This is a genomic window from Pseudarthrobacter sp. PvP004, from assembly GCF_017876035.1.
Taxonomy (GTDB): Bacteria; Actinomycetota; Actinomycetes; order Actinomycetales; family Micrococcaceae; genus Arthrobacter; species Arthrobacter aurescens_A.
In genome coordinates, this window is sequence record NZ_JAGINL010000001.1 from 3,608,388 (window position 1) to 3,633,305 (window position 24,918).

18 protein-coding genes, 1 tRNA gene and 1 riboswitch are annotated in these 24,918 nt (G+C 63.4%); of the genes, 10 read left to right on the forward strand and 9 right to left on the reverse strand.

Going from position 1 to position 24,918, the window contains the following annotated elements; genetic code table 11:
• Positions 1-76: 76 nt before the first annotated feature.
• On the forward strand, positions 77-577 hold the full coding sequence (locus J3A64_RS16265) for a metallopeptidase family protein (RefSeq protein WP_014920536.1): 501 nt from the start codon (positions 77-79) through the stop codon (positions 575-577).
• A 10-nt stretch (positions 578-587) separates the two neighbouring features.
• Entirely contained in the window at positions 588-1,508 is a 921-nt protein-coding gene (locus J3A64_RS16270) for a cation diffusion facilitator family transporter (protein ID WP_011773171.1), read from the forward strand.
• 10 nt (positions 1,509-1,518) lie between these two features.
• Here J3A64_RS16270 and J3A64_RS16275 read toward each other — a convergent pair whose 3' ends face one another.
• Complete coding sequence (locus J3A64_RS16275) at positions 1,519-4,242, reverse strand: PEP/pyruvate-binding domain-containing protein (RefSeq protein WP_210064917.1); 2,724 nt, start codon at positions 4,240-4,242, stop codon at positions 1,519-1,521.
• A 19-nt stretch (positions 4,243-4,261) separates the two neighbouring features.
• On the reverse strand, positions 4,262-5,299 hold the full coding sequence (locus J3A64_RS16280; RefSeq protein ID WP_014920534.1) for a universal stress protein: 1,038 nt from the start codon (positions 5,297-5,299) through the stop codon (positions 4,262-4,264).
• 418 nt (positions 5,300-5,717) lie between these two features.
• Here J3A64_RS16280 and J3A64_RS16285 point away from each other — a divergent pair, with 418 nt between their 5' ends.
• Entirely contained in the window at positions 5,718-6,410 is a 693-nt protein-coding gene (locus tag J3A64_RS16285) for an FAD-binding protein (protein ID WP_043805711.1), read from the forward strand.
• A gap of 226 nt (positions 6,411-6,636) precedes the next feature.
• Here J3A64_RS16285 and J3A64_RS16290 read toward each other — a convergent pair whose 3' ends face one another.
• Positions 6,637-7,431: an NlpC/P60 family protein gene (locus J3A64_RS16290; protein WP_011773167.1), complete on the reverse strand. Its 795-nt coding sequence runs from the start codon at positions 7,429-7,431 to the stop codon at positions 6,637-6,639.
• Positions 7,432-7,434: 3 nt separating this feature from the next.
• A riboswitch (cyclic di-AMP (ydaO/yuaA leader) is annotated at positions 7,435-7,626 on the reverse strand.
• 150 nt (positions 7,627-7,776) lie between these two features.
• Entirely contained in the window at positions 7,777-8,409 is a 633-nt protein-coding gene (locus tag J3A64_RS16295; RefSeq protein ID WP_210064919.1) for a copper resistance CopC family protein, read from the reverse strand.
• A 114-nt stretch (positions 8,410-8,523) separates the two neighbouring features.
• On the opposite strand from J3A64_RS16295, the gene J3A64_RS16300 reads away from it, so the two are divergent.
• From J3A64_RS16300 to J3A64_RS16325, 6 genes are all read left to right on the forward strand, one after another.
• A complete protein-coding gene (locus J3A64_RS16300; RefSeq protein ID WP_011773165.1) occupies positions 8,524-9,966 on the forward strand; it encodes an NCS2 family permease in 1,443 nt (480 codons plus the stop codon).
• 99 nt (positions 9,967-10,065) lie between these two features.
• Positions 10,066-11,013: a formimidoylglutamase gene (gene hutG, locus J3A64_RS16305; protein WP_210064920.1), complete on the forward strand. Its 948-nt coding sequence runs from the start codon at positions 10,066-10,068 to the stop codon at positions 11,011-11,013.
• Between the two features lie 61 nt (positions 11,014-11,074).
• Complete coding sequence (locus J3A64_RS16310; RefSeq protein WP_210064922.1) at positions 11,075-11,581, forward strand: hypothetical protein; 507 nt, start codon at positions 11,075-11,077, stop codon at positions 11,579-11,581.
• 189 nt (positions 11,582-11,770) lie between these two features.
• Positions 11,771-11,841, forward strand: a tRNA-Cys gene (locus J3A64_RS16315).
• A 139-nt stretch (positions 11,842-11,980) separates the two neighbouring features.
• Complete coding sequence (locus J3A64_RS16320; RefSeq protein WP_210066203.1) at positions 11,981-16,846, forward strand: NAD-glutamate dehydrogenase; 4,866 nt, start codon at positions 11,981-11,983, stop codon at positions 16,844-16,846.
• A 102-nt stretch (positions 16,847-16,948) separates the two neighbouring features.
• A complete protein-coding gene (locus tag J3A64_RS16325) occupies positions 16,949-17,170 on the forward strand; it encodes a hypothetical protein (protein ID WP_043469678.1) in 222 nt (73 codons plus the stop codon).
• Between the two features lie 104 nt (positions 17,171-17,274).
• On the opposite strand, the gene J3A64_RS16330 is transcribed toward J3A64_RS16325, so the two are convergent.
• From J3A64_RS16330 to J3A64_RS16340, 3 genes are all read right to left on the reverse strand, one after another.
• Positions 17,275-17,523: a hypothetical protein gene (locus J3A64_RS16330; RefSeq protein WP_043469675.1), complete on the reverse strand. Its 249-nt coding sequence runs from the start codon at positions 17,521-17,523 to the stop codon at positions 17,275-17,277.
• Positions 17,524-17,722: 199 nt separating this feature from the next.
• Positions 17,723-19,315, reverse strand: coding sequence for a histidine ammonia-lyase (hutH, locus tag J3A64_RS16335; RefSeq protein WP_011773160.1), 1,593 nt, complete (start codon positions 19,313-19,315; stop codon positions 17,723-17,725).
• Between the two features lie 4 nt (positions 19,316-19,319).
• A complete protein-coding gene (locus tag J3A64_RS16340) occupies positions 19,320-21,047 on the reverse strand; it encodes a urocanate hydratase (RefSeq protein WP_210064924.1) in 1,728 nt (575 codons plus the stop codon).
• 162 nt (positions 21,048-21,209) lie between these two features.
• On the opposite strand from J3A64_RS16340, the gene J3A64_RS16345 reads away from it, so the two are divergent.
• A complete protein-coding gene (locus tag J3A64_RS16345) occupies positions 21,210-21,647 on the forward strand; it encodes an SRPBCC domain-containing protein (RefSeq protein ID WP_011773158.1) in 438 nt (145 codons plus the stop codon).
• Positions 21,648-21,661: 14 nt separating this feature from the next.
• On the opposite strand, the gene J3A64_RS16350 is transcribed toward J3A64_RS16345, so the two are convergent.
• Together J3A64_RS16350 and J3A64_RS16355 are read right to left on the reverse strand one after the other, a co-directional pair.
• Positions 21,662-22,468 (reverse strand): IclR family transcriptional regulator, encoded by an 807-nt coding sequence (locus J3A64_RS16350; protein WP_011773157.1) that lies wholly within the window; start codon positions 22,466-22,468, stop codon positions 21,662-21,664.
• A gap of 140 nt (positions 22,469-22,608) precedes the next feature.
• Positions 22,609-24,702, reverse strand: a complete 2,094-nt coding sequence (locus J3A64_RS16355) for an ALF repeat-containing protein (protein WP_210064926.1) — start codon at positions 24,700-24,702, stop codon at positions 22,609-22,611.
• Between the last annotated feature and the right edge of the window lie 216 nt (positions 24,703-24,918).

Genomic DNA, 24,918 nt, shown 5'->3' on the forward strand with positions numbered 1-24,918 from the left:
GTCGAAAGGAGGATTGAGTTCAGTATCTCTCATCATGCACAGCGCCAATAATGCCTTTGCGGACTAAAGTCGAATCATGCCCGCGAATCTCCCTCCCGGCCTGCCCATCGTTCCCGACGGCGAGCGCCCGTCATCGCCGCTCCGGGAACGGAATGCGGTGCACAGTCCTGTTGAGCACGCCCCGGCGGATGAGGCCTATGTGTCGGGGCCTTACGAGATGTCACCCGAAGATTTTGAGGAAGCTGTCAGTGATGCCCTGCAGTTGATTCCGCCCAAGGCGGCCAGCGCAATGGACAACGTGGCAATCTTCATCGAGGACGACTACACGCCACAGCCAGGGGAAGATCCGGACACCGTGCTGTTGGGACTCTACGAGGGAGTTCCCCTGACCGAACGTGATTCCTGGTGGGAAGCAGGGTCGTTGCCTGACCGAATTACGATCTTCCGCCAACCCATCCTGAACATCTGCAGCACCCGCGAAGAAGTCATCGACGAGGTGGCCATTACCGTGGTCCATGAGATCGCGCACCACTTCGGGATAGACGACGACCGCTTGCATGAGCTCGGCTGGGGCTAGCCTTATAGGCATGGGGCATGATCACAACCACTCCCACGGAGTCACAGCAACCGGCAAGCACCGGAAGCGGCTAATCGCCGTCTTGGCCATCACCTTAGGGGTGGTGGGCATCCAGGTGATTGGCGCCGTCGTGTCCGGATCTTTGGCCCTTTTGGCCGATGCCGGACACATGCTATCTGACGCGGCGGGCGTGTTCATTGCCCTGATGGCGGCGTGGATTGCCACCCGACCGGCGAGCGACCAGCGAACCTACGGCTATCAAAGGGCCGAGGTTCTGGCTGCATTGGCCAACGCACTGATCCTGATCGTCATCGCCGTGGTGATCATGATCGAAGCCATTCGCCGTTTTGGCGAGCCAACCGAAATCCAGACGGATGTCATGTTGTGGGCCGCCATTTTGGGTGCTGTGGCCAACCTCGTTTCCTTGCTGATTCTCCAAGGAGCGCAGAAGGAAAGCCTCAACGTCCGCGGTGCCTACCTTGAAGTTCTCGGTGACCTTCTTGGCTCCATTGCCGTCATTGTGGCGGCCGTCGTGATCATGACCACGGGATTCAGCGCCGCCGACCCACTCGCGTCCGTGCTGATCGCCCTCATGATCATTCCGAGGGCCTGGCATTTGCTGCGTGATGTTGTGGATGTGCTTTTGGAAGCCACACCCAAGGGCGTTGATGTGAACATGATCCGGGAGCACATCGTTGCCGTGGACGGTGTGGTTGATGCCCATGACATCCACATTTGGACCATCACATCCGGCGTTCCCGTGTTCTCAGCCCACGTGGTGGTGGAGGATGCGGTCCTCAGCGCCAGCGGCGCGGACAACATCCTGGACCAGCTGGGCTCTTGCCTTGGCCGGCACTTCGACACCGAGCACTGCACTTTCCAACTGGAACCGGTGAGCCACTCCGAGCACGAATCACACCAGCACGCCTGACACTGTTTCACTACCCGGAGTTTTCGATGCTGACGGTCCCGGCAGCGCCGTCAACGGTGATGCGCTGGCCTGTTCTGATGCGCGATGTCGCGTCGGGGACACCCACCACTGCAGGGATGCCGTACTCACGGGCCACCACAGCCCCATGCGAGTTGGCTCCTCCCATCTCCATGACCAACCCTCCCGCGGTGAGGAACAGTGGCGTCCAACCAGGGTCCGTTGACGGTGCCACCAGGATTTCTCCCGGTTCCAGGTGGGCGCCAACCGGATCCATGATGACTCGCGCGGGAGCAGACACCAGACCTGCCGACGCCGGACTGCCGGACAAAGTGCCGGGGCGCTGCTTGCCGCCGCTCCCGCTGGCCGTAGCTTCGGGTTCCGTACCATCAGACAACAGCACTCTCGGGATGTGCTTGCGGCGGAGTTCCTGGAGATAAGCCGCACGTCGTTCAGCAACCACCTCGTGGACGTCGTCTCCGGCCAAGGCGATCTCGACGTCGTCCAGGTCCAGGAAGAAGATGTCCTCGGGACGTTCGATCCGCTGTGCTGCCGAAAGCTCATCCCCGATCAGGAGCAACTGCTTCCTCGCAGCTGACAGCCCCAGAACCAGGTTGTACTTGGGCAACTCCCGCAACCCGGCGAAGTGCCGTGTTCGGTCCAAAGCAAGTCTCACGATTACCGCGTGCAACGGACTCTTCGCCCTGGCGCGGGCCACGAAACGCGCTACCTGTTCGTCGGCGTCGAGGGCTGCTTGCGTGAATTGTTGGTCGGGCGCTTCGGCGCCGTCGGAGAGCCTCAAATAGTTGGCTATGACACCGAGGATGTGCGTAGGGTCATCGGACCAGCGGGGCATGCCAAGGTCGATCTCGGCAACGGCCCTGTGGCCGTACGTTTGCAGAAACTCGTCCAAGCCGTCCTGTGCAACCGGCGGAAGGCGGGCGTCCCGATACTGTTCCACCAGCTCTGCGGCCGTGTGCCGAAGCATGGAAGCAACGGCGGCCGGATCCTCACGGATCTCAGAGGCGACTTGCCACAAAGCCAGGTCCATCTCCGTGGTGACGTTGTTAGGTAGGCCCCGGATTACTGTTTGCAGCTCGCTGTAGGGCGCTTGGTCACCAAGAATCCGCCTCACCAGCGCCAGCATCGCGAAGCCGAGAGCAGGAAGTGGCAACACCTGCGGAACCGTGGCGAACACTTCCTCTCCCAAGATTCTCTGGACGTGACCGAGCCGCTGGTGGGGTGTGGCTTCACTGGGGACGGAGAAGGTGCTGCGTAACTCCGTACTGAGCCGCTCCACACGCCGCATTGCTGTACTTGGACGGAACAGACCGCGGAACAATGACTCCGGGACACGATGCTTAGCCGCCACCGGGGCGATATGGCGGATCAGTTTCACGGGTGTCTTGATAGTCACCGCGAAGCGCGGGTCGGCGAAGAGCCCACGCATAATGGCTGCGGAGCGGGCTTCCATGACGTCAAAAACCCGTGGCACGATTGTCCGGCCTACCCGGCTTCGCAGCACGGCGCTGAAGTCGAAGAAGATTCGTTGTCCGGCTTCGTAGTAGGCAGGCGGCCCTGACCGGGGATCGGGAACGTCGAAAGCCGCCGTCTTGGCGACGCTTGAGGCAATCAGCCGGATTCCGGCCAACCCCATGGGCGTCAGAGGCCTGGTGAGGCCCTGAGCGAGGCTGAAGTTCAGGAACGCGTGCTCGCCGGGAGCCGGGGGCGTGCGTGTGGTTTGCGGGTACAGCGTGGTGATGGGTCTGGCCTGGGTGAGCCAGAGCTTTCCGTCGTCGTCGATGGACCACTCGGTGTCTTGCGGAGCACGGTAATGCTCTTGTACCTCAAGGCCCAGCTTGGCAAGCGCGAGGATCTGACGATCACTGAGACAGGGCTCCACGGCTGAATCAGCAGGCAAGGGCCGTTCAACCCGCTCCGTGCCGCCGCCCGGCGTGGCGCGGATCTCCACTTGCCTGTCCCCCAAGACCTTTGTCAGGACGGCACCGCGCCGGGCGTCCACAACGTAATGGTCTGGATTCACAGCCCCGGACACCACCGCCTCCCCCAAGCCAGGGCTGGCATCAATGACCGTTTCATAGCGATTCCCCGTCACCGGGTTGGCGGTGAACATGACGCCAGCGGTAGCGGAATTCACCATTTCCTGCACAACTACAGCCAAGGCCACAGTTGCGTGGTCGATCACGTTAGTGGTCCGGTAGGCCACGGCGCGGTCTGTCCAGAGCGACGCCCAGCAGCGGCTCACGGCATCCAAGACTGCATCCACGCCCACAACGTTCAGGAAGGTGTCCTGTTGTCCGGCGAAACTTGCGAACGGCAAGTCCTCTGCGGTGGCCGAGGACCTCACGGCGACGGGTACGTTGGCGCCCAAATTTTGGTATGCAGACCGCACCGCTTCGGCGATCCCCTCGGGCACCCCGGCATCGATCACCAAAGACCGGGCACGAGCGGCAAGCCCACTGAGCCGGTCCAACCCGGCCGCATCAGCCTCCGACAAAGCCGCAAAGACAGGCTCCAAGCCCACACCCGAGAGAGCCTGCCGGTAGGCAGCAGTTGTCAGGCAGAATCCGCGCGGAACCGGCAGGCCGACGCTGGCCAACTCGCCTAGATTGGCTGCCTTGCCGCCAACCTCCGGCAGCATGGGTCCACGGATTGCGGCGATGTCCAGAACCAGTACCGGATCCTGTGACGGTCCCCCGGGCTGTTTCTTGTCCATGGACGTAACAGGATCCGGCTTAAGCAGCGCCGAGCATAGGCCCAAACTTGTGGCGGTCAGCGAGCCTGGGATCGTCACGGTCCGGAACAACCATTACCGGCCCCTTGGAGTGATGCAGGACTCCGTCCGATGTTGAACCCAACAGCATCCCCGCGAAGCCGCCACGGCCCCGTGTACCCAGAACCACCAGCTCGACGCTGCGGCTGGTTTCCACCAGAACATCAACGGGGGAACCATCCCTGAGTTCCGTTTCCATGGGCAATGAAGGGAAATGGCTTCTGAGCCAATCAGCCCCGGCGTCCAGCTGGACTTTGATATCCGCAAACAAGGCATCCCGGTCCAAGGGTGCCGGAACCCATGCCAGGGAACCGCTGTACTGAGGTACGGCACAAATCACCCGGAGTTTCGCGCCCATGCGCTGTGCTTGCTCGGCAGCTTCGAGCACGGCCACGCGGGCCTGCTCGGAACCGTCCACGCCTACGGCAACCACATTTTCCACAGTACGTGGGCCAGCCTTGGCATGTTCAGCCTTGATGTGTTTGTCCTCAGTGCTTTCACCAAGGCGATCGGCACAGTAGAGCGGGACTGTCACCGTGGGGCATTTGGCGTGGGCGGGCAAAGCGCTGCTGACCGAGCCAAGCAAACGCCCAACAAATCCGCCGCGACCCCTGCTCCCGAAGACAAGGAGTGCGGCCTCGCTGGAAAGATCCAACAGGACACCAGCGGCGTCGCCGTTCTCGACAGAAGCATCGACGTCGATGGCATATCCGGAGACCTTATCCAGGGCCTGCCGAACGATCGCATCCGCGCCCTCGCGAATCACGGAATCGTCGACTGTTGCGTAGCCGCCATCCAGCCCGGAGGCGGCAAAGATGGGCACGGAATATGCCGTGACGATATGTAAAGGAAGGCGCCGACGTTCAGCCTCCCGCGCGGCCCAAACCAAAGCACATTGCCCGTGCTCTGAACCGTCCACTCCGACCACGATGCCACCTGGTTCCACAGCCTGATCCTGGCCGTCCTGTGGCTCTTCACTGTGTCTGCCGTGCTGGTCCATGGGGGCCTGCCTCTCCACCTACTGCTTGATGTTCCGGCTATTCTGCCAGAGGTTCTCCTCGTCGGATTGCCTCACTGTTTCATTGTCAATGGCCGGGGCAGGAGAAACCCGGAAATTTCTCCTCCCAATCCCAACTATTCTCGGTCGGCAGTGGCGAATCAAGGCGACATCGGGCTATGTGCATAACGGTCAGGGCTCGGTTCCCGGCCTTCCACATTGCGCTCCGGACGAACACACAAAACGCGGAGTCGCGGAGGCTATCCATGGCCGAAAAAGTTCGGTAGTGTTCGAGTCACCGAATGGCCGGCGAACGTGTTTCACACCACACACTCCGGCCATTTATTTGCGGCCGCTTGGGGAACTCGGACGCGATCCCACGCGATGCCGTAAGGCACACACGTCAAGGAGGAACCAAGCAGTGTCACTCACGCCTGATTCCGCCACGGAACGCACCACCACCGTGGTCATCGGAGCCGGCCTGTCCGGTTTGGCAGTTGCCAGCGAGCTCAGCCGCTTCGGCGTGGGCTCCATCGTCGTAGACGGGTTCGGTGCACTGTCCACCACAGGTCCTTCTGTTCATACAGGCATGCTTCAACGCACTGATGCCGCTGATCCCGCAGCCATGCAGGAACGCAACGAGATCCTCCGTCACCTGCGGAACTACGCCGCCAACCATCACCTGGACGTTCGCAACACCACCCGCGCCGTACGCCTTGATTTCCTGGGGGCAGACCCCTCCCGCCAGATCGGGTACGGACTGGCGGCCAGCATGACCACGGCCGGACTGAGAACAGGCCTCCACGTATCAGGCCCCCTCGAATCCACTCCACGCCAGTGGGCAGTCCACACAGCCAACGGTGTCCTCCTGGCGGACCACGTAGTAGTGACGCGTTGCGCCCAAAGCCAGTTGCGCCGCATGCTCGCCGAACTTGGAATAGCCGTTGGCCAGAACTTCGCGGCCGCCATGCGGGCGGTGGGGATGCACTTGGTGGGCGTTGGGGACCTGATCACCCCGTCTCCCAAGGAGGTGCTGCGGCAAGCCAAGGCAGTGGGCCAGGCAATCTCCACCAAGGTAGCCCTGCCGGCAGGTCCCGGCATCGCCATCGCCTAGCGTCATCGCCATCGCCTAGCCCCCGCCACCGCCATCGCCTGGCTGGTCATGTCCGGCAAACACAGGCCACCTCACCAACACAAGCCACCTCACCAACGCAGGCCAGCAGAACCGCCGTCGTACTTCCCGCGCTGGACTTTTATGAACAGAACTTAACGCCAAAAGCCGGCGCCTCCCAAGACGTTAATCTTGGGAGGCGCCGGTTTTTGAACTGAAGCGTGAGGCTTTATGCGCCAGCGCGTACGTAGGTCAGGGGACCCGTTGCGGTCAACCAGCTGATCGGGTGGATGCCCGTCTGGTTGCCGTTGATGCCACCGCTGATTGCCTGGCCGTTGCCGATGTAGATGGCAACGTGGCCGGACTGGACGATCATGTCACCGGGCTGAGGATCGCTGACGACCTTGCCGTAGTTCATGAACTGCATGGGACCGAGGTCGCCTACCGGGATGCCTGCGGAACCAAGGGCCTTCTCGACCATGGCGGTGCAGTCCTGGAAGATGCCGATCTGTGCGTAAGCCGAGGCAACCATGGCTGCATTGACGCCGCCAACGGCGGGGGCAGCAGCTACGGGAGCAGCGGCAACCGGTGCGGCAGCCACGGGAGCAGCAACCGCAGCCTGGGCGGCGACGGGAGCCGTTGCAGCAGCGGTGGTGACAGCTGCCTTCTGGACTACGGGAGCCTCAACAACGGGAGCCGGCTTTTCGATGACCGGAGCTGCTACGGAAGCAACAGCGGGACGCTCGAAGTTGACGGTAGCCGTTGCCAGAGCGGTAACAACCTTGGTGGGTGCCTCGGAAACGGTCTCAGCGACCGTTGCGGGGCTGGAGTCGCGCTGAACCGGGGCCTCAGCTGCGTGAGCAGCAATGGAACCGGTCAAAACGAGGCCCGAGGCTGCTGCGATAACAGCTGCCTGACGGCCAGCGCCGGAAGCGTTGCTGGCCACTGCCTTCGAGATGGAGATGAACGGATTAGGACGTACGCTGTCCGCCTTACGACGGCCGCGAAGAATGCGTGAAGACATGAAAGAGCCTCTCCCGATGCCTGCGAGGTTAGCTGTCGGATTCGGATGGGAGTCACCCGGCCACTATCCCCCGCTGTTCAGCGGAAGCTTCGTGACTTCACCCCAAGGCACGCTCGAAAGCGGCCTAAATTGGGTTCCCCGTCTCTGCCGTAGGTTTGTCTGCGAACGGATTCCGGACTGCGGCAGAGCTAGGCAATCAGGCCGGAAGTGCCCGCTACGTGGAACAGGCACAGGTACTACCGTACGCGATGATTCCGTCGAAGTCACATTTAAGTAACGGGAAATGGGTCTCTGGCGTGTCGCGGTAATCGTTTCGAGATATTCGCAGCTACGTAGAAAACCGCGCTATTCCGCGGGAGTATCGCCCTCGGGGTCGTTTGAAGCTGCCAGCTTCTTCCGTGCGGTAACAGCAAGATAAATAACGAGACCAACAGCAACAACAGCCAACCCGACGATGCTCCACGGGAAGGGCTGGGAGGCATCAGCGGCCGGCTCGCTGGCGCCCGTCCCCGGTGCTGCGGTGCCCGCCGTGGGTACTGCGGCTGAGGGAGCCGAGACCGACGGTGAGGCCCCAGCCGGGCCGCTCGCCGTCGTCGTGCTTCCTGCGGCGGCCGTGAACGTAAAGGTGCCCTCGATGGGGTGCGAATCGGAGCTGACCACACGCCAAACCACCGTGTACTCCCCTGCGGGGGCGCCTTCGCGGAGCTTCTGAACGGCCTGGTTGTCAATGATTTCCACCGGGCCGTCCGCCCAGTTCTCGCCGCCGGCCGTCACAGTGACTCCGGAACCAATCGCGAGAGGGCGGTTGTTGAACGTGATGGAGACCGACGCCGGGACTTCCGCCACGCTGGCACCGTTGGCTGGCGCGGTTGATTCCGCGACGTCGTGCGCGGACGCCGGAGCCGCGGAAAACAGCAAGGCGGACGCAAAAGCAAGAGCAGCGACGACGGCGGCCAGAAGCGGGCGGATGGTACGCATGGGGCGGTTTCTCCTAGTGTTGGCTTCCTTACAGAGTAGGCGAATCGTTCGGAGGGCCCGCACCGGACAACATAGGATTTGAGAGCAAACTCCCCTCGATCCCCGGAGACCTTCATGCTGAAACAAGGTTCTGCAGTAGACCGCTACTTCAAGATCTCCGAACGCGGATCCACGTATTCTCGGGAAATTCGGGGCGGGTTCGCGACCTTCTTCGCCATGAGCTACATCGTGGTGCTGAATCCACTGATCCTCTCCGGACCTGACTCCAGCGGCGCGTCCCTGGGCTTCACAGCCGTGGCAGCCACCACTGCTTTCGTGGCGGGCATCCTGACGATCCTCATGGGCGCGTGGGCCAAGCACCCGTTTGCCGTGGCCACGGGCTTGGGCGTCAATGCCTTCGTCGCGGTCACGGTGGCGTCCCACCCCGGACTGACCTGGCCGGACATGATGGGGCTCGTGGTGCTGTCCGGCATCACCATGCTCATCCTGGTGCTCACCGGTTTCCGGACTGCCGTGTTCAAGGCCGTGCCGGAAGCCCTGAAGACGGCAATTGTTGTGGGCATTGGCCTCTTCATTGCACTCATCGGCCTGGTCAACGCAGGCTTTGTCCGCCGCATCCCCGATGCCGCAGGAACCACCGTCCCGCTGGGCCTGGGCGTGGACGGCAAGCTCATGGGCTGGCCGACGCTCGTGTTCGCAGTTGGCCTGATCCTGACCATCGCGCTGGTGGTCCGCAAGGTCCGCGGCGCTATCCTGATTGGCATCGTCGTCTCCACTGCGCTGGCCGCCATCCTCGAATTCACCCTCCACATCGGCCCGAGCTTTGACGGCACCAACGTCAACCCCCGCGGCTGGTCCTTGGTTGCTCCCACGCTCACCGAATGGGGTGCCCCGGATCTATCCCTGATCGGCAAGGCCAACCCGTTGGGCGCGTTTGAACACCTCGGTTTCATCGCTGCAGCATTGCTGGCGTTCGTGATCCTCCTGAGCATCTTCTTCGACGCCATGGGCACCATGGTGGGCCTGGCCAACGAGGCCGGAACCGTGGACGAAGACGGCAACATTCCCAACGTGGACCGAGTCCTTCAGGTAGACGCCCTCGGGGCCATCGTGGGCGGCGGAGCCTCGGTTTCCTCCAACCAGATCTTCGTCGAGTCAGGCGCAGGCATCGGCGAAGGCGCACGGACGGGACTCGCCTCGATCGTCACCGGCGCCCTCTTCCTTGTGGCCATGTTCTTCACGCCGCTCATCAACCTGGTCCCGTTCGAGGCCGTGGCTCCCGCACTGGTAGTTGTGGGCTTCATGATGGTCTCCCAGGTGGGCAAGATCGACTGGCAGGACTGGGGCGTCGGAATTCCCGCGTTCCTGACCATCGCCCTCATGCCGTTCACGTACTCCATCGCGAACGGCCTCGGCGCAGGCTTTATCTCATACGTCCTGATCCGCACGTTCCAGGGCCGTGCCCGTGAAGTTCACCCGCTGATGTGGGCTGTGGCTGCGGCGTTCCTGCTGTTCTTCGGCATTGGAACCGTGGAAGAGTTGCTCGGGGTCAAGTAAGCCCTCGCCGGGCTTCCGGGCTCGGGTGAGTCCGGGGTTTCAGACACTCCCGCGGCGGAACGGCTGGTTTTCGGGGCCCGGGTCCGGTGTGCTTGAACCATGGAAACCATGCCCCTCACCGTAGATGTCTCCCCCACTCCGTGGACGGGTCGTTTTGACGGCGAGGGCAATGAGCACCGGAGATGGTGGCAAGCCGTAGCACCCCACACCGTGTCCGCCGCCGCAGCAGCCTCGCGTCCCGCCGTCGTGCTGGGTTTCTGCAGCGACGCCGGCGTCCTCCGCAACAAAGGACGCGTGGGTGCCGCCGCGGCTCCGGCCGCGATCCGTTCGGCGCTGGGTCCGCTGGCTTTCCACCTTGACCGTGACGTGTTCGACGCCGGCGATGTGGTTGTGGAGGACGACTCACTGGAGGCGGGCCAAGAGCGCGCCGGACTCGCCATTTCGGGACTGCTCGACGCCGGCAACCTCACCGTTGTGCTTGGCGGCGGCCACGAGACCGCGTTCGCCAGCTATCTGGGCGTGGCCGGTTCTGAAGCGGTCCGGGGCAAGCGTTTGGGTGTGCTGAACCTGGACGCGCACTTTGACTTGCGGGACGAGCCGACGCCGAGCTCGGGCACGCCGTTCCTGCAGATGGCCCACGCGGAAGCTGCCGCGGGACGCGAACTGCAGTACGCCGTCGTCGGAATTTCGGAGCCCAACAACACGCGGACGCTCTTCAACACCGCCCGGGACCTGGGCGTGAAGTACCTGCTTGATGAGCTGTGCACGCCGGAAGCTGCGGAGGTCTTCGTTGCTGATTTCCTGGCGGGAGTGGACGTGCTGTACCTGACCATCGACCTGGATGTGATGCCGGCGTCGGTGGCCCCCGGGGTGAGCGCGCCGGCCGCTTACGGTTTGCCGTTGCCGGTGATCAGCGCGATCTGCCGGCAAGTGGCTGCCAGCGGAAAGTTGCTGCACCTGGACGTGGCCGAGCTGAATCCGGAGTTCGACATCGACTCCCGGACCGCGAAGGTTGCGGCACGGTTGGTGAACACGCTCCTCGCTTAGCTCCCGGGCCCCTTTTCCGCCCGGCTTCCTCCACATAGCCTGTGTGGAGGAAGGGACTGCGATGCGCACACCACTTGTGCAGGAGAAGTTGGCTTGGGTTGCAGGGCTGGCAGCTGTGGCCCTGGGCTTGGCTGCGCATATGGTCGCCGGAGGCAGCGCACCAGCCATACCCGTGCTCCTGGGCCTCGCCGCGCTCGGCTGCCTGGCCGCCCAACTGCTTGCCCGCTGGGTGCATGGGCCGTTGTTACTGCTGCTCCTGTCCGGCGTGGCCCAGCAGTTGCTGCATCTGGGCTTTGACGCCTTTGGCGGATACTTCCCCGGCAGCGGAATCCTGGATCACTTGCACGGGGGTCAGGCTACGTCTCCTGCCGCGGGTGCGCCGGCTAACGGTGCGCCGGCTAACGGTGCGGCCCCAAGTGGCGGCTCGGTCCACCTCATGCTCTACACGCACATGGCGGCGGCCATATTGACACTCTTGGTGGCGTCCGGGGTTTTCAAAGTGGCCGGGCTACGTTCGCGGCGGCGGGCAGGCACGGATCCCGCGCTTGTCCGAGACTCCCGCCCTTGAACCTTGCGATCAACGAGCAAGCCAAGGATCCGCATGCTCACGGAGCGCCGTCACGGGAGGCAACGCAGGGCAACTTTCCCTTAGCGCGGCGACGCCAACCCGTAGCCCTGGGACACCGAGCGTAGCCCTGCGAAAGCCGGGGAAATGAACTTTGATCCGGCCGCGGTCCGGCACCTAGTGTCGTTTGCACGTGGTGTACCCGAGAGGCCAGGGAGCTGCCTGCAAAGCAGCGCACGCGGGTTCGAATCCCGCCACCACGTCTTGGGGCCGACTCCCCGCTTTAGGGGTTTACCCCCGGCCCGTCCCCAGCGATCATGAAATGAGGCGCAGGGACTTCGCCGGGCCGCAACGCACGGCCGCTCCTTTGCGCAGCGGAGGCGCAGCGACATGTCACCCAGTATGGGACCGACGGACGGATTCCTGACCGACTACTACGAGCATGTGGCTGAGGACGACGTCCGAAACTACACGCCTGAAACGCTGCTGGAACGCGCCCGATACCACCGGTCCCTGGCCGAGCGCCGCGAGCCCGGGCAAGCCGTCATCGGGATCCTGCACGAACCGGATGCCAGCCTGCTGGCCATCGTTTCGGACGACATGCCCTACCTGCTTCCCTCCGTGACTGCCGAGATCGCCCGTGACACCGCCGCCCTCCGGCTCCTGGTCCACCCCACCTTCAGCGTCACGCGCGATCCAGCCACCCACCGCCTGACCGGAATCCACAGGGGACCGCAGCGCACGGGGCTCCCCGCCGGCGTCGAACCTTCCGCTGCCGGCTCCCCCGGCGAGCGGGCCACCCAACAGAACCACGACGGCGGACTCCTCACCGAAGCGTGGACGGCCATCGAAATCCCCCGGCTGCCGGATGAGGCGAGCGCGGAGATGCTGGTGGGCCGGCTGCAGAAGGTCTTGGACGATGTCCGTGCCGCGGCGGAGGATGAGGCAGCCATCCGGGAAGAGCTGGCCCGGGAGATCCGGGCACTGGATGAGGCGGCAAAGACAGATCGGACGGCCCGCGAAGCCCAGGAACTACTCCGTTGGCTGGAGGATGGGAACTTTGTGTTCCTGGGGTGTCGGGGGACCTCCGGGTTGGGGCTTCTCCGGGACACCGAGCCAACGCCACGTCCTCACGCAAGCGCAGCAGCAACAGCCACTCCCACTCCCACTCTCACGCTGACCAAGTCCACCCAGCGTTCCACCGTCCTTCGCCGGGCCTACCTCGACGAAATCACCCTGGTGACCGAAGGCGACACAGGCGCCATCGCGCACACCTTCGTAGGGCTCTTCTCCCCCAGCTCCACAACCCGCTCCGCGCAGCAGATTCCGGTCATCCGCGACACCGTGAAGGAAGTGTTGAGGGCATTCGGCTACCCCGCAAGTTCCCATCATGGCAAGGAACTGCTGGCTGTCATCGAGGCCTATCCCCGCGACGAACTGTTCCACATCGACGCCGAACAGCTTGTCACCCACGCCCGTGAGATCTTGCGCCTCCAGGACCGCCACAGCACACGATTGTTCCTCCGCCCGGACTCGTACGGCCGGTTCATGACCGCGCTCGTGTTCCTGCCCAGGCGCCGCTACAGCACGGCCGTCAGGCTCAATATCGAGCGGGAACTCCGGGAAGCCTTTGGTTCGGATTCCATCGAGTTCGAACTTCGCTTGGGCGAATCGGCCATGGCTCGCGTGTTTTTCCGTGTGCTGCTGCCCAACGCGACGTCGCTACGTGACGGGATTCCCGGCGTCGTGGATGCCTCAGTCCTGGAGCCGCGGATCATCGCTGCCACGAGGTCCTGGGCGCAAGGGCTGGCCGAGGCGCTGCAGGCGCGGTATCCCTCGGAGGAAGCGGCCAGGCTGTCACATCAATGGGCCGCCGCATTCCCGGCCAGCTACAAGGCGGATTACGAAGTTGAGGACGCTGTTGAGGACATCTCGAAGTTTGAGAGCTTCCCACCGACCCACAGCGTGGAAACCGACCCGCTATTGAGTGTCTACACCCGGCCTGGCACGGCCGTCCTCACCGAGGATGCCCGTATCCGGGTCTACCTGACCCGGCCCCAGAGCCTCACCCAGATCCTCCCGTTCTTTCATAATCTCGGCTTGAAGGTCCTGGACCAGCGTCCGTTCGACGTGCAGCGCGCGGATGGCAGGCAGTTCTTCCTCTACGACCTCGGACTCAAGTACCCGCGCGGTGTGGACCCCCTTGCCACCGGTGAGCTGTTGGCGGGTTCGTTTTGCGCGGCGATGCGCGGTGATGCGGAGTCGGACGCCTTCGATGCCTTGGTCATCAGGGAGCGCATCGACTGGCGTCGGGTGGCCATCCTGCGGGCGTACGCCAAGTATCTGCGTCAACTTGGAAGCACCAACTCCTACGGATTCATCGCGGACACGTTGGGCGGGAACCCCACTGCGACACATGCGCTTTTGGAGCTGTTCGAGGCGAAGTTCGATCCAGACAACTTCACTCCAGACCTCTTTGACCCCGAACTCTCCACCCCTGGCACAGCAGAAGGGGACGTCTTCGAGGCGGACAGCAGCGCGCTGAGCCACAGAACACAGGCGATCCATGCGGCGCGGGAAAGGCTGGCCGAAGCGATCGACGCCGTCCCCGTCCTCGATGCCGACCGTCTGCTGCGCTCCCTCGCGAGCCTTGTGGAAGCTACGTTGCGCAGCAATTTCTACGTGGACAAGCCGTACCTCAGCTTCAAACTCAATCCATCCCTCATCCCGGCCGCCCCGCTCCCCCGGCCCAAGTTCGAGATCTGGGTCTACTCGCCCAGGGTTGAGGGCGTTCACCTCCGTTTTGGGCCACTTGCCCGCGGCGGGCTGCGCTGGTCCGATCGGCGGGAGGACTTCCGCACGGAGATCCTGGGGCTCGTGAAGGCCCAGACTGTCAAGAATGCGGTGATTGTGCCTACGGGAGCCAAGGGCGGTTTCTTCCCGAAGCGGCTTCCGGACCCGGCAGAGGATCGTGCGGCGTGGTTGGCGGAGGGACAAGAAAGCTACAAGACATTCATCCGGGGCCTGCTGGATGTCACGGACAACCTGGTACCGGATTCCGACGGCGGCACCAACGGTCATGTGGTCGCGCCCCCTCGCGTGGTGCGGCACGACAGGGACGATTACTACCTGGTGGTCGCGGCGGATAAGGGAACTGCAGCATTCTCGGACATAGCCAATGCGTTATCGGCGGAATACGGCTTCTGGCTGGGTGATGCCTTCGCCTCCGGCGGCTCCGTGGGCTACGACCACAAGCAGATGGGCATCACGGCCCGCGGCGCGTGGGAATCCGTAAGGCATCACTTCAGCGAACTCATGATCGACTCCCGTGCCGAGGACTTCACGGTGGTGGGGATCGGCGATATGAGCGGCGACGTATTCGGGAACGGCATGCTCCTGTCCCAGCACATCAAGCTGGTGGCCGCCTTCGATCACCGCCACATCTTCCTGGACCCGACCCCGGACCCGGGAGAGTCTTTCGCCGAGCGGGAACGCCTCTTCAAACTCCCCCGCTCCAGCTGGGCTGACTACGATCGCACCAAGCTAAGCCCCGGCGGCGGCGTGTTCGCGCGCACGGATAAATCCATCTTGATCACGGAAGAGGTCCGGCTCGCCTTGGGCATGGAAGAAGGCGCCGATCCCGGTGGCCAGTTGGTGATGAGCCCGCCCGAGCTTCTCCGGGCGATCCTCATGGCCCCGGTCGATCTCCTCTATAACGGCGGAATCGGCACTTACATCAAGGCATCAACAGAGTCCCATGCCGACGTCGGGGATAAGTCCAATGACGCCATCCGGGTGGACGCCAACCAGCTCCGCACCCACATCGTGGCTGAGGGCGGCAACCTTGGCGTCACACAGCGCGGCAGGATCGAGGCTGCACTGGCGGGCATCCTGGTGAACACTGACGCGATCGACAATTCGGCGGGAGTGGATTGTTCCGACCATGAAGTGAACATCAAGATCTTCCTCGACCGGATGATCGCCGCCGGGAGGATGTCCGAGAAGGAACGCGCCCCCTTCCTGCACTCGCTGCAAGGTGAGGTGGCACGGCTTGTCCTGCAAACCAACCACCAACAAAATGTCCTGCTGCTCAACGACAAGCAATTGGCGCTGGAGTGGAGCCCCAGCTTCGAGCGGACCATGGACTGGCTGGAATCCGTCACTGATCTGGACCGGGGTCTCGAATTCCTTCCCAGCAACAAGGAGCTGAGGGCGCGCGTCCTCACCGGAAAGGGACTCACCACACCGGAGCTCGCCGTCTTGGCCGCCTACGCGAAGATTGAGCTGGCCCGTGAGTTGACCGATGGAGGACTCTCCGACGATCCCTGGTTCTCCAAGACGCTCCACGAGTACTTTCCGCGGCAGGTATCCGAACGTTTCGGCGAACTCCTCTCCACCCATCCGCTGCGCAGGGAAATCGTGGCAACCGTGGTGGCTAACGACATGATCAATATGGGTGGCATCGCCTTCGCTTTCAGGGCCATGGAAGAGACCACGGTCTCGGCGGCAGCGGTTGCCCGCGGATTCGTGGTGATGCGGCAGATCTGGGGCTTCGACTCAGTGGCCGAGGCAATCGCCGAACTTCCTGCCAGCACCCCCAGCGAGCATGGAGCCGCTGTTGCCTTGGACATGCGACGCCTGCTCGACCGCTCCGTCCGCTGGTATGTCACCCACGATTTCCGGGACAAGCCCGTCTCCGACGCGCTGACGCGGCTGGAAAACCCCATGTCCTTGATGCGGGCCAACTTCACGCGTTTCCTGCACGGCATCAATCTGGCACACTCGCAGAAACGGCTGGCACACACCGACGCTGTGGGACTCCCCCATCATCTTGGGATTCGCGCGTCAGAACTTCTGGTGAGTTACGGACTCCTGGATATCTCGGCCATTGCGGAGGAATTGCAGGAACCGGCAGAGGCCGTGGCGGAGGTCTATTTCGCCGTTTTTGAGCGTATCTCCGCCATACCTCTGTTGGAACACATCACCATGCTCCCCCGGGACACTCACTGGGAGTCCTTGGCGAGGGCCGCCCTGAGGGATGACATGTATCTGGTCCTCGCGGACATGACCAAGGCCGTGGTCAAGCACACTTCACGGTCCTCTGCCGCGACTGATCCAGTGGAACGAATCACGGACTGGGAACGGGGCAACATCGAGCAGCTGGCACGGGTTCAGGAGACCATTCAGGAGGCCATTAAGCCTGGTCCGGTGGATATCGCGGCCCTTTCAGTTGCCGTCAAACTGCTCCGCGCCATGGTCCGCCGATGAGACCCAGGTCACTTACCTGCCAGTCATCTTACAAATACTAAGCTCCCACCGACTATGATTGATGGGTCGCCCTCGCATGCGGCACGTAATAGGAGGCCCCCAATGACCCCTGCAATGATTGCAGAACGCGAGATTCGCCTGTCCTTTTCCAAGGCAGACGAGATCCACGACGGACTCGACCGCGCCGTGGATGCCCTGATTGCAAACGCAGCAGCAGACGCTAACTGCGGCATACTGGTGACCCGGCACGAGCCCGGCACCTACACCGTGGCGCTGGACGAATCCGTTCCCTTCGGTCAGACCCACGAAGTCCTCGCTGCCTAACTGCCACCCCTGACGGCACTTTCGGCAGCGAACAAAAAACCGGGGCCCGTTCCTTTCCGCATCTACTACCCGCGGAAGGGACCGAGCCCCGGTTTCTGTTTAAGCTAGGCCCGGCGGAGAGTGACGCCGTCGGACTTCATGAACAGTTCCTTGCCCTCTTCGGTAACCCCGGGGCCTGCATGCTCAAGCCACACCACATTTCCGCTGCTGGAAATCTCCTCGATCCGACCGGCGGCAATCACGTGGGCGTATTTGACCACTTCCACCCGCTCGCCAACTTTCAGCGTCTTCCAGTCGGTAACCGTAGCCGTGTGAGCGCTTCGCCTGGACAGGACTGCTCCGCGTGCCTTCATTGAACTTCTACCCCTTTGTGGATGTTCTCTGTTGTGTATTGAGTTATTTGAACGGTTGACCGTCAAGCCCACGACATCGTTGGCGTGGACGTGACGTACACCATAAGTTCTACTACATTTGCCACGCCCCGGTGCTTGCGTTGCGAACAAAGACCGGGGCGTGACAAATATGCCCATCAAATGAGCGTTTTATTCGACGTCAGGCCAAAATCCCGACGGCGGATTCGGCTGCCGCGCGGACCGCACCGGAGCCGACCAGACGGTCAGCCGCTTCCAGTTCCGGCGACAGGAACCTGTCCGCGCCCGGGCCCTGAACAACTTCGCGAAGCACCTCAAGAACTGCCGTACCGGCAGGACCCGGGGTGAGTTCGCCGTCGGACATCTGCGTACGCATGTCAATGGCGCGGGCACTGGTGACAAGCTCGACGGCGAGCACCCGGCGAAGGTTCTCCACGGCCTTGCGCAGCTTCCGGGCAGCGTGCCAGCCCATGGACACGTGATCTTCCTGCATCGCGGAGCTCGGGATGGAGTCCACAGACGCCGGAACGGCGAGGCGCTTGTTGTCCGAAACCAGGCCGGCCTGCGTGTACTGGGCGATCATCAGGCCTGAGTCCACACCCGGGTCTCCAGCGAGGAAGGCCGGGAGTCCGTGCGAACGGGCGGGATCCAGCATGCGGTCCGTGCGGCGCTCGGCAATGGAGCTGAGGTCCGCGACGGCGATGGCCAGGAAGTCCAGCACATAGGCTACGGGAGCGCCATGGAAGTTGCCGTTGGACGTGACGCGGCCGTCCGGGAGGACCACCGGGTTGTCGATCGCTGCGGCGAGTTCACGGGATGCAACCAGCGCGGCGTGGTCCACGGTGTCGCGGACGGCGCCGGCGACCTGCGGGGCGCAACGCAGCGAGTAGGCGTCCTGAACCTTGGTGTCGTTGATCCGGTGGGACGCAACGATCGGCGAGTTGGACAGAACGCGGAGCATGTTGTCAGCGCTGGCGGCCTGCCCCGGGTGCGGACGCAGGGCTGCGTGGAGCTCCGGCAGGAACACCTGGTCGGTGCCGAGCAGCGCCTCGACGCTGAGCGCGGCGGTGACGTCCGCCGTCGCAAGCAACAAGCGGATGTCCGCGATGGCCATCAGCAGCATGCCGAGCATGCCCTCGGTGCCGTTGACGAGGGCCAGGCCCTCCTTCTCCGCCAGCGTGACAGGCTCGATGCCGTGCTGGGCGAGCAGCTCAGCAACTGCCGGCTTTCCAGCGGTTCCGTACAGTTCGCCGTCGGGGCCGGTTGCTTCGCCTTCGCCCATGAGGACCAAGGCGCAGTGGGACAGCGGCGCGAGGTCGCCGGAGCAGCCCAGCGAACCGAACTCGCGGACCAGCGGGGTGATGCCGGCGTTGAGGACATCCACCATGGTCTGCAGGACCACGGGGCGGACGCCCGTGCGGCCGGACGCCAAGGTCTTGGCGCGGAGGAACATGATGCCTCGGACCACTTCGCGTTCAACAGCCGGGCCCATGCCGGCGGCATGGCTACGGATCAGGGACTTCTGCAACTGGGTGCGGAGATCGTTGGGGATGTGGCGGTTGGCCAGCGCGCCGAAGCCCGTGGAAATCCCGTACGCAGGGACATCGCTGGTGGCGAGATCGTCAATGTGGGCGCGGACCTTGGCGACGTTGTCCAGGGCTTCCTGGGAAATGGTCACCCTGGCGTCGTGGCGGGCGACGGCGACGACGTCCTCCGGGGTAACGCCGCTGGAGCCGAGGGTCACGGTGAGCTGTTCGTTCGATGTGATGGTCATGTTCTTACTTCTCGTTCATGGGGATGCGGACGCCTCGTTCGTTGGCGACTTCGAGGGCGCGGTCGTAGCCGGCGTCGGCGTGGCGGATGACGCCCATGCCGGGGTCATTGGTCAACAGCCGTTCGAGCTTTTCCGCGGCGAGGTCGGTGCCGTCAGCGACGGAAACCTGGCCAGTGTGGATGGACCGGCCAATACCAACACCACCGCCGTGGTGGATGGACACCCAGGTAGCACCCGAAGATGCAGCGGTCAGCGCGTTCAGCAGCGGCCAGTCAGCAACCGCGTCCGAGCCGTCCTTCATCGACTCGGTCTCCCGGTACGGGGATGCCACCGAACCCGAATCCAGGTGGTCACGGCCGATCACGATCGGAGCCTTGACCTTGCCCTCGGCGACGAGCTGGTTAAACAACAGCCCGGCCTTATGGCGTTCGCCGTACCCGAGCCAGCAAATACGTGCCGGCAGGCCTTCGAACTCCACCCGCTCGGCCGCAGCATCCAACCACTTGTGCAGGTGCGTGTTCTCCGGGAACAACTCCTTGATCGCCTTGTCCGTCACAGCAATGTCTTCCGGGTCCCCGGAAAGCGCGACCCAACGGAACGGACCCAAGCCCTCGCAGAACAACGGACGAATATAGGCCGGCACGAAACCGGGGAACTCAAACGCACGGTCATACCCGCCCTTGCGGGCCTCATCCCGGATCGAGTTACCGTAATCAAAAACCTCGGCCCCGGCGTCCTGGAACTCCACCATCGCCTGGACCTGCCGGGCCATGGACGCCTGGGCCTTCTTCGTGAACCCTTCCGGATCCGCTTCGGCCTCGGTATGCCACTCGGCCACCGTGATGCCCTCCGGCAAATACGACAACGGATCGTGCGCGGAGGTCTGGTCGGTGACCACATCAAAGGTGACCTCCCCGGCCTGGTGCCGGGCCAGCAACTCGGGGAACACCTCAGCGGCGTTACCCACGTACCCGACGGACCAGCCACGACGCTCATCCTTCGCGGCCTGAACCTTCGCGATCGCGGCATCCAGATCGGTTTCGACCTCGTCCAAGTACCGCTTCCCCACACGCCGACGCAGGCGGGACTCGTCCACATCAACAATCAAGCACGCACCGTCGTTCAACGTCACGGCCAACGGCTGCGCGCCGCCCATGCCACCACAACCACCGGTCAACGTCAAGGTCCCGGCCAACGGGCCCTCCGTGGAACCCAACGCTGCGGGTGCCGGGTGGCGTCCCTCAGCGGCCAGCTTGTTCCCCACCGCAGCAAAGGTCTCATACGTGCCCTGCAGAATGCCCTGGGTACCGATATAGATCCAGGACCCCGCCGTCATCTGCCCGTACATCATCAAACCCTCGGCCTCGAGCCGGCGGAACTCAGGCCACGTCGCCCAATCCCCCACCAGGTTCGAGTTCGCCAGCAACACCCGGGGAGCCCACTCATTCGTGCGGAACACACCCACCGGCTTACCCGACTGCACCAGGAGGGTTTCGTCCTTCTCCATGGTCTCCAACGTCCGGGTAATCGCATCAAACGCAGCCCAGGAACGCGCTGCGCGGCCCGTACCGCCGTAAACCACCAGATCATCAGGACGCTCGGCGACCTCCGGATCCAAGTTATTCATCAACATGCGCAACGGCGCCTCGGTCTGCCACGACTTGGCAGTAAGCTCAGTGCCCCGCGCGGCCTTAACCGGACGGGCACCAGAAGTGAAATCGGCGGGTGCCATGGTGACTCCTTCGTCTGTGGGAACTGTGTGGTGGAAAGATCTTCTGCTTCTACTAAAGCCCCTTTAGCGAGCGGCAGGAACGGCTTTTGGAGTGGTGCTGTCCGGGATTACAGACATGCTCAGCCCCTCGCATTTACGCGACAATGAGCGCATGCTGGACCCATGGCAACGTTCCGCATTTCCACCCTTGTCGCAGCATCACCCGAGCACGTTTTCGCGACCTGGACGGACCTTGACCGGTACCCCGAGTGGATCGGCGGAGTCACCCGCGTGAGCGACCTCGTTGGTTCGATCGATGTTCCCGGCAGCCGCTACACCCTGTGGTTTGGACGCATGGCAAGCCCCACCGAGATCCTTGAAGTTGAGAGACCCCGGCACATCCGCACACGGTTCGGCAATGCGATTCTGAAGGGCGAGTCCGACGTCAGGTTTACTGCCGAGGGCGAGGGCACGCGCATCCACCAGGAGTTCGTCACCCGGGGATTCATCGCCGGGATTTTTGGCAGGCTTTTCGCCCTGGGATCCTACCGGGGCAGCTTCCGAGGTGAGCTGGAAACCTTCCGTAAACTCGTCGAGCGCGACGCGCCGAGACGGGGCTGACAGGAGTTTGCGCGCTACTGCCCGGGCCGCCCGTGGATTCGCACCGATAATTCGTCAGCGGCTTTCCGGATGCGGGCTGCCAGCACCGGCCATTGCTCAGCCGGCACTTTGTCCTCCAAGAACGTGACGGCGACTGCCGCCGTCGGCCATCCCACGTGGTCTGTCACAGCGGCGGCGATGGATCCGAATCCCGGCGTGATTTCGCCGTTCTCGGTGGCGTAGCCACGTTGCCGCACCTGGTCCAGATGGGACGATAACGCGGAGTACTTCATGATGGGGAACTCCACCTCGTGCCGGGACGTGAAGGCGGCGGCGTTTGGATACAACGCGCGAACCTGCGATTTGGGCAGGGCTGCCAGGATCGCGCGGCCCGACGCCGTGAGGTGGCTGGGAAGGCGGACCCCGACGTCGGTCACCAGACTCGGGCGGTTCTTTGCTCGTTCCTCCACAATGTAGAGCACGTCACGGCCGTGAAGCACCGCCAAGTGCGCGCTCTCACCAATCACGTCCACCAGGGAAGCGAGCATGGGACGCCCCAGCCGGGACAAGGGTTCCTGCCGCGAGTAGGCCGAGCTGAGCTCGAACGCGCTGATGCCCAGTCCGTAGCGCTGCTCCTCGTGCAGGTGCAGGACGAAGCCATTCGCCTCCATCACGCCGAGCAAGTGGTACACGCTGGATCGCGGCAGGCCGAGCGCCGTCGCAATGTTCGACGCCGCCATAGGACCGCGGCGCGAAGCCAACAGCTTCAAGATGCGCAGCGTATTTTCGGCGGCCGGGACTTTGGACGTGGCTTTGCCTGGTGCGGTGGGCGTCGTTGTCATGGTTCCTCGCTGCTTGGGCTGCTGACGGGATACCGGGCATAGCTGTCCGGTATCCCGTACTCAAGCGTGCACCCTCGACGAGGCATTCGACAATGCGAAACCACGGATCCTGTCTCGGATACCGGACCCGCTTGCGACCCCTAACCCTTGGTCGGGGCTACACCCTTACGCCTGAGCAGGAACGTAATGGCTCCCGCCGCGGCCAGGACCAGAGCCACGATCAGCCCGATGGTCCAGCCGCTCATCCCGTTGGATGAGGCAGCCAGCGGACTGGCGGCCTCTTGCGACTGTGAATCAACCGAGGCGCCATCCTTGGCAGCTGACGCGGCCGGCGGCACTGAAATACTGGGCGCGGCCGACGCTGTGGCTGCGGGGGTTTCTACGGCTTCGGCCGGCGTACCGGTTTCGGCAAGCTCGACGGCGGGAGCGTAGTCACGCGGCCAAGGAACCACGATCGGGGCTACTCCGGTTCCCGAGTGCTGGGAGACGTCAACCTGGCCGGCTGCAGCCTGCCCGGCCTGTCCACCAGCATTGGCCGCGGCAGTTTGGCGTGCAGCTTCAGCCTGGCGGGCGGCTTCTGCGGCAGCTTCGGCCTGACGTGCGGCTTCGGCCTGACGTGCGGCTTCGGCGGCTTTGGCAGCGTCGGAGGCCTTGCCGGCATCGACAGCTGCTGTATCTGCCAGGCCGGCAAGCTCGGCGATCATGGCGTCGATCGAGGCAACGTGGGCCCTTGTGGCCATGTCCCGATCAAGGGCTGCAAACTGACCAACCGTAGCGAATGCGTGCGCATCTGCCCGGCTGCCGTCCAAGGCAACATCGGCGGCTACCCGCAGTTCCCGATCTGCGGCGTCCAGTTTCTGGTAAGCGAGGATGCGGTTGTCGAGGTCCTGCGGACCAGCAAATCCGTACTCCAGGAAGTAACGGACGTCTGCGTGGCTGGCAGACTTCACGGCCTCGGTGGCAGCCTTCTGTACGTACTTGCCACCCGTGGCTTGGTATTGGAAAGCACGCTGGCGGTCGGCAACCAGTGCGGCCTCGTCCAGCAAGAGTGCAGCGTCGTGGCCATTGACAACGAAAGTCTTGATAGCGGCGTCGCCACCTAACAACGCAGCCTCCGCGGCTTTCCGAACCTCAGGCGTACCCACCAATGCGAGATCCAAGGTGGCCTGGCGGGCATCATTGATCAGCGCGTCGAGGTCGGCACCGGGCGCCGTCAGGGTTGCGAGAAGCCCGGGAAGCTCTTTGGCTGCTTTTCCAAAAGCTTCTTGAAACGGCTTCTTAGCGGTCATGCTTGCACCGTCGATGATGGCACGCGGAACGGCCTGTGTGGTCTGGAATTTCCAGTCGGCCATCAATCGGGCCGTGTCTGCTTCCCTCGCAGCTGATGCTGTGTTTTTGGCCTGCTCTACGGCGGCCTTCGCGCGATCAGCGACCGCAACGGTGCCGTTGGGATTGGCTGCGATGTCTGACTTGATTTGTTGGAGCAGCCCGGTCACTGTTGCCGTCTCTGAATCGCGATCGGCAGCAACAAACTGGCCGTAACGAAGGAAAGTAGCGAGGACTTCCGGATCATAGGTGTCCAGAGCCGCTTGGGCTCCGAGAGTGACACCGGCGATGGGCGAATTCGTCAGGTGTGTGACAGCCTCCCGGTCCTGGCCCTGAGCAGTCTTACGCCAGCCCTCGAGAACGAATCCCTCGATAGCCTCAGCGCCTTGATCCAAGCTCTTGGAAGCAGCCATGCGGACGGGACCCTCGTAGTTGAGGAACCAGCTCGTAGCGATCCGCAAATCAAGTTCCCAGGACTTGGCCCAACCGCTCGACAGGAAGCTATCAATCACAGCGGGGTCATTCGTGGCCAGTACCCGGACCGCGCTCTCCCTGACGTTCTCGCTTCCCCGCGTCGTCAACTCGGTGACCAGCTGCTTGCGGTCCGCGGCCAGCGTAACGTCCTGTCCGCCGTCGAGAAATGTCTGCAGCGCCTCCGGCCCGCCCACAAGAGCCGCAGCAGCGGCGGCACGGGTTGCAGGGCCACCCGCCTTCCACAGCTCAACGACGCCGGCAGTATCAGTCGCCCGCTCCACGAACGGGACAGGAGCCTGAGCGGCGTGCGGAACTTCAAAAGCTGGAATTTCGTAGGCCTGAGCGGGAACAGCGAGGAGCAAAGAAGCCCCAGCTACAACGGCAACAAGGGCAGCAGTAACACGGCGCCGGGCAGTGCGGAATGCAGAGTTCAAGAGTCCCCCAAGTAACGGATGCGATGGCAGCGCGGAGTTCAATGGGGGCGACGCGGATGCGAGGGATGCCTGACCGGTGACGAGCTGTCCGCGGTCATCATATCCGACCGGAGACTATGACTTTTACCACGGTGAAAATCGACGCCACTGGACTGTCTGCGATCAAAGACACCAAAGCCCCGTGAGTCCCATCACAAGGCGCCCAAAAGTGATCTG

What these genes read in the sequence shown, in the direction of transcription:
- J3A64_RS16265 (WP_014920536.1), top strand. Translation starts at nt 77, where the DNA reads ATGCCCGCGAATCTCCCTCCCGGCCTGCCCATCGTTCCCGACGGCGAG.
- J3A64_RS16270 (WP_011773171.1), top strand. Translation starts at nt 588, where the DNA reads ATGGGGCATGATCACAACCACTCCCACGGAGTCACAGCAACCGGCAAG.
- J3A64_RS16275 (WP_210064917.1), bottom strand. Translation starts at nt 4,242, where the DNA reads ATGGACAAGAAACAGCCCGGGGGACCGTCACAGGATCCGGTACTGGTT.
- J3A64_RS16280 (WP_014920534.1), bottom strand. Translation starts at nt 5,299, where the DNA reads ATGGACCAGCACGGCAGACACAGTGAAGAGCCACAGGACGGCCAGGAT.
- J3A64_RS16290 (WP_011773167.1), bottom strand. Translation starts at nt 7,431, where the DNA reads ATGTCTTCACGCATTCTTCGCGGCCGTCGTAAGGCGGACAGCGTACGT.
- J3A64_RS16295 (WP_210064919.1), bottom strand. Translation starts at nt 8,409, where the DNA reads ATGCGTACCATCCGCCCGCTTCTGGCCGCCGTCGTCGCTGCTCTTGCT.
- J3A64_RS16300 (WP_011773165.1), top strand. Translation starts at nt 8,524, where the DNA reads ATGCTGAAACAAGGTTCTGCAGTAGACCGCTACTTCAAGATCTCCGAA.
- hutG (WP_210064920.1), top strand. Translation starts at nt 10,066, where the DNA reads ATGGAAACCATGCCCCTCACCGTAGATGTCTCCCCCACTCCGTGGACG.
- J3A64_RS16310 (WP_210064922.1), top strand. Translation starts at nt 11,075, where the DNA reads ATGCGCACACCACTTGTGCAGGAGAAGTTGGCTTGGGTTGCAGGGCTG.
- J3A64_RS16320 (WP_210066203.1), top strand. Translation starts at nt 11,981, where the DNA reads ATGGGACCGACGGACGGATTCCTGACCGACTACTACGAGCATGTGGCT.
- J3A64_RS16325 (WP_043469678.1), top strand. Translation starts at nt 16,949, where the DNA reads ATGACCCCTGCAATGATTGCAGAACGCGAGATTCGCCTGTCCTTTTCC.
- J3A64_RS16330 (WP_043469675.1), bottom strand. Translation starts at nt 17,523, where the DNA reads ATGAAGGCACGCGGAGCAGTCCTGTCCAGGCGAAGCGCTCACACGGCT.
- hutH (WP_011773160.1), bottom strand. Translation starts at nt 19,315, where the DNA reads ATGACCATCACATCGAACGAACAGCTCACCGTGACCCTCGGCTCCAGC.
- J3A64_RS16340 (WP_210064924.1), bottom strand. Translation starts at nt 21,047, where the DNA reads ATGGCACCCGCCGATTTCACTTCTGGTGCCCGTCCGGTTAAGGCCGCG.
- J3A64_RS16345 (WP_011773158.1), top strand. Translation starts at nt 21,210, where the DNA reads ATGGCAACGTTCCGCATTTCCACCCTTGTCGCAGCATCACCCGAGCAC.
- J3A64_RS16350 (WP_011773157.1), bottom strand. Translation starts at nt 22,468, where the DNA reads ATGACAACGACGCCCACCGCACCAGGCAAAGCCACGTCCAAAGTCCCG.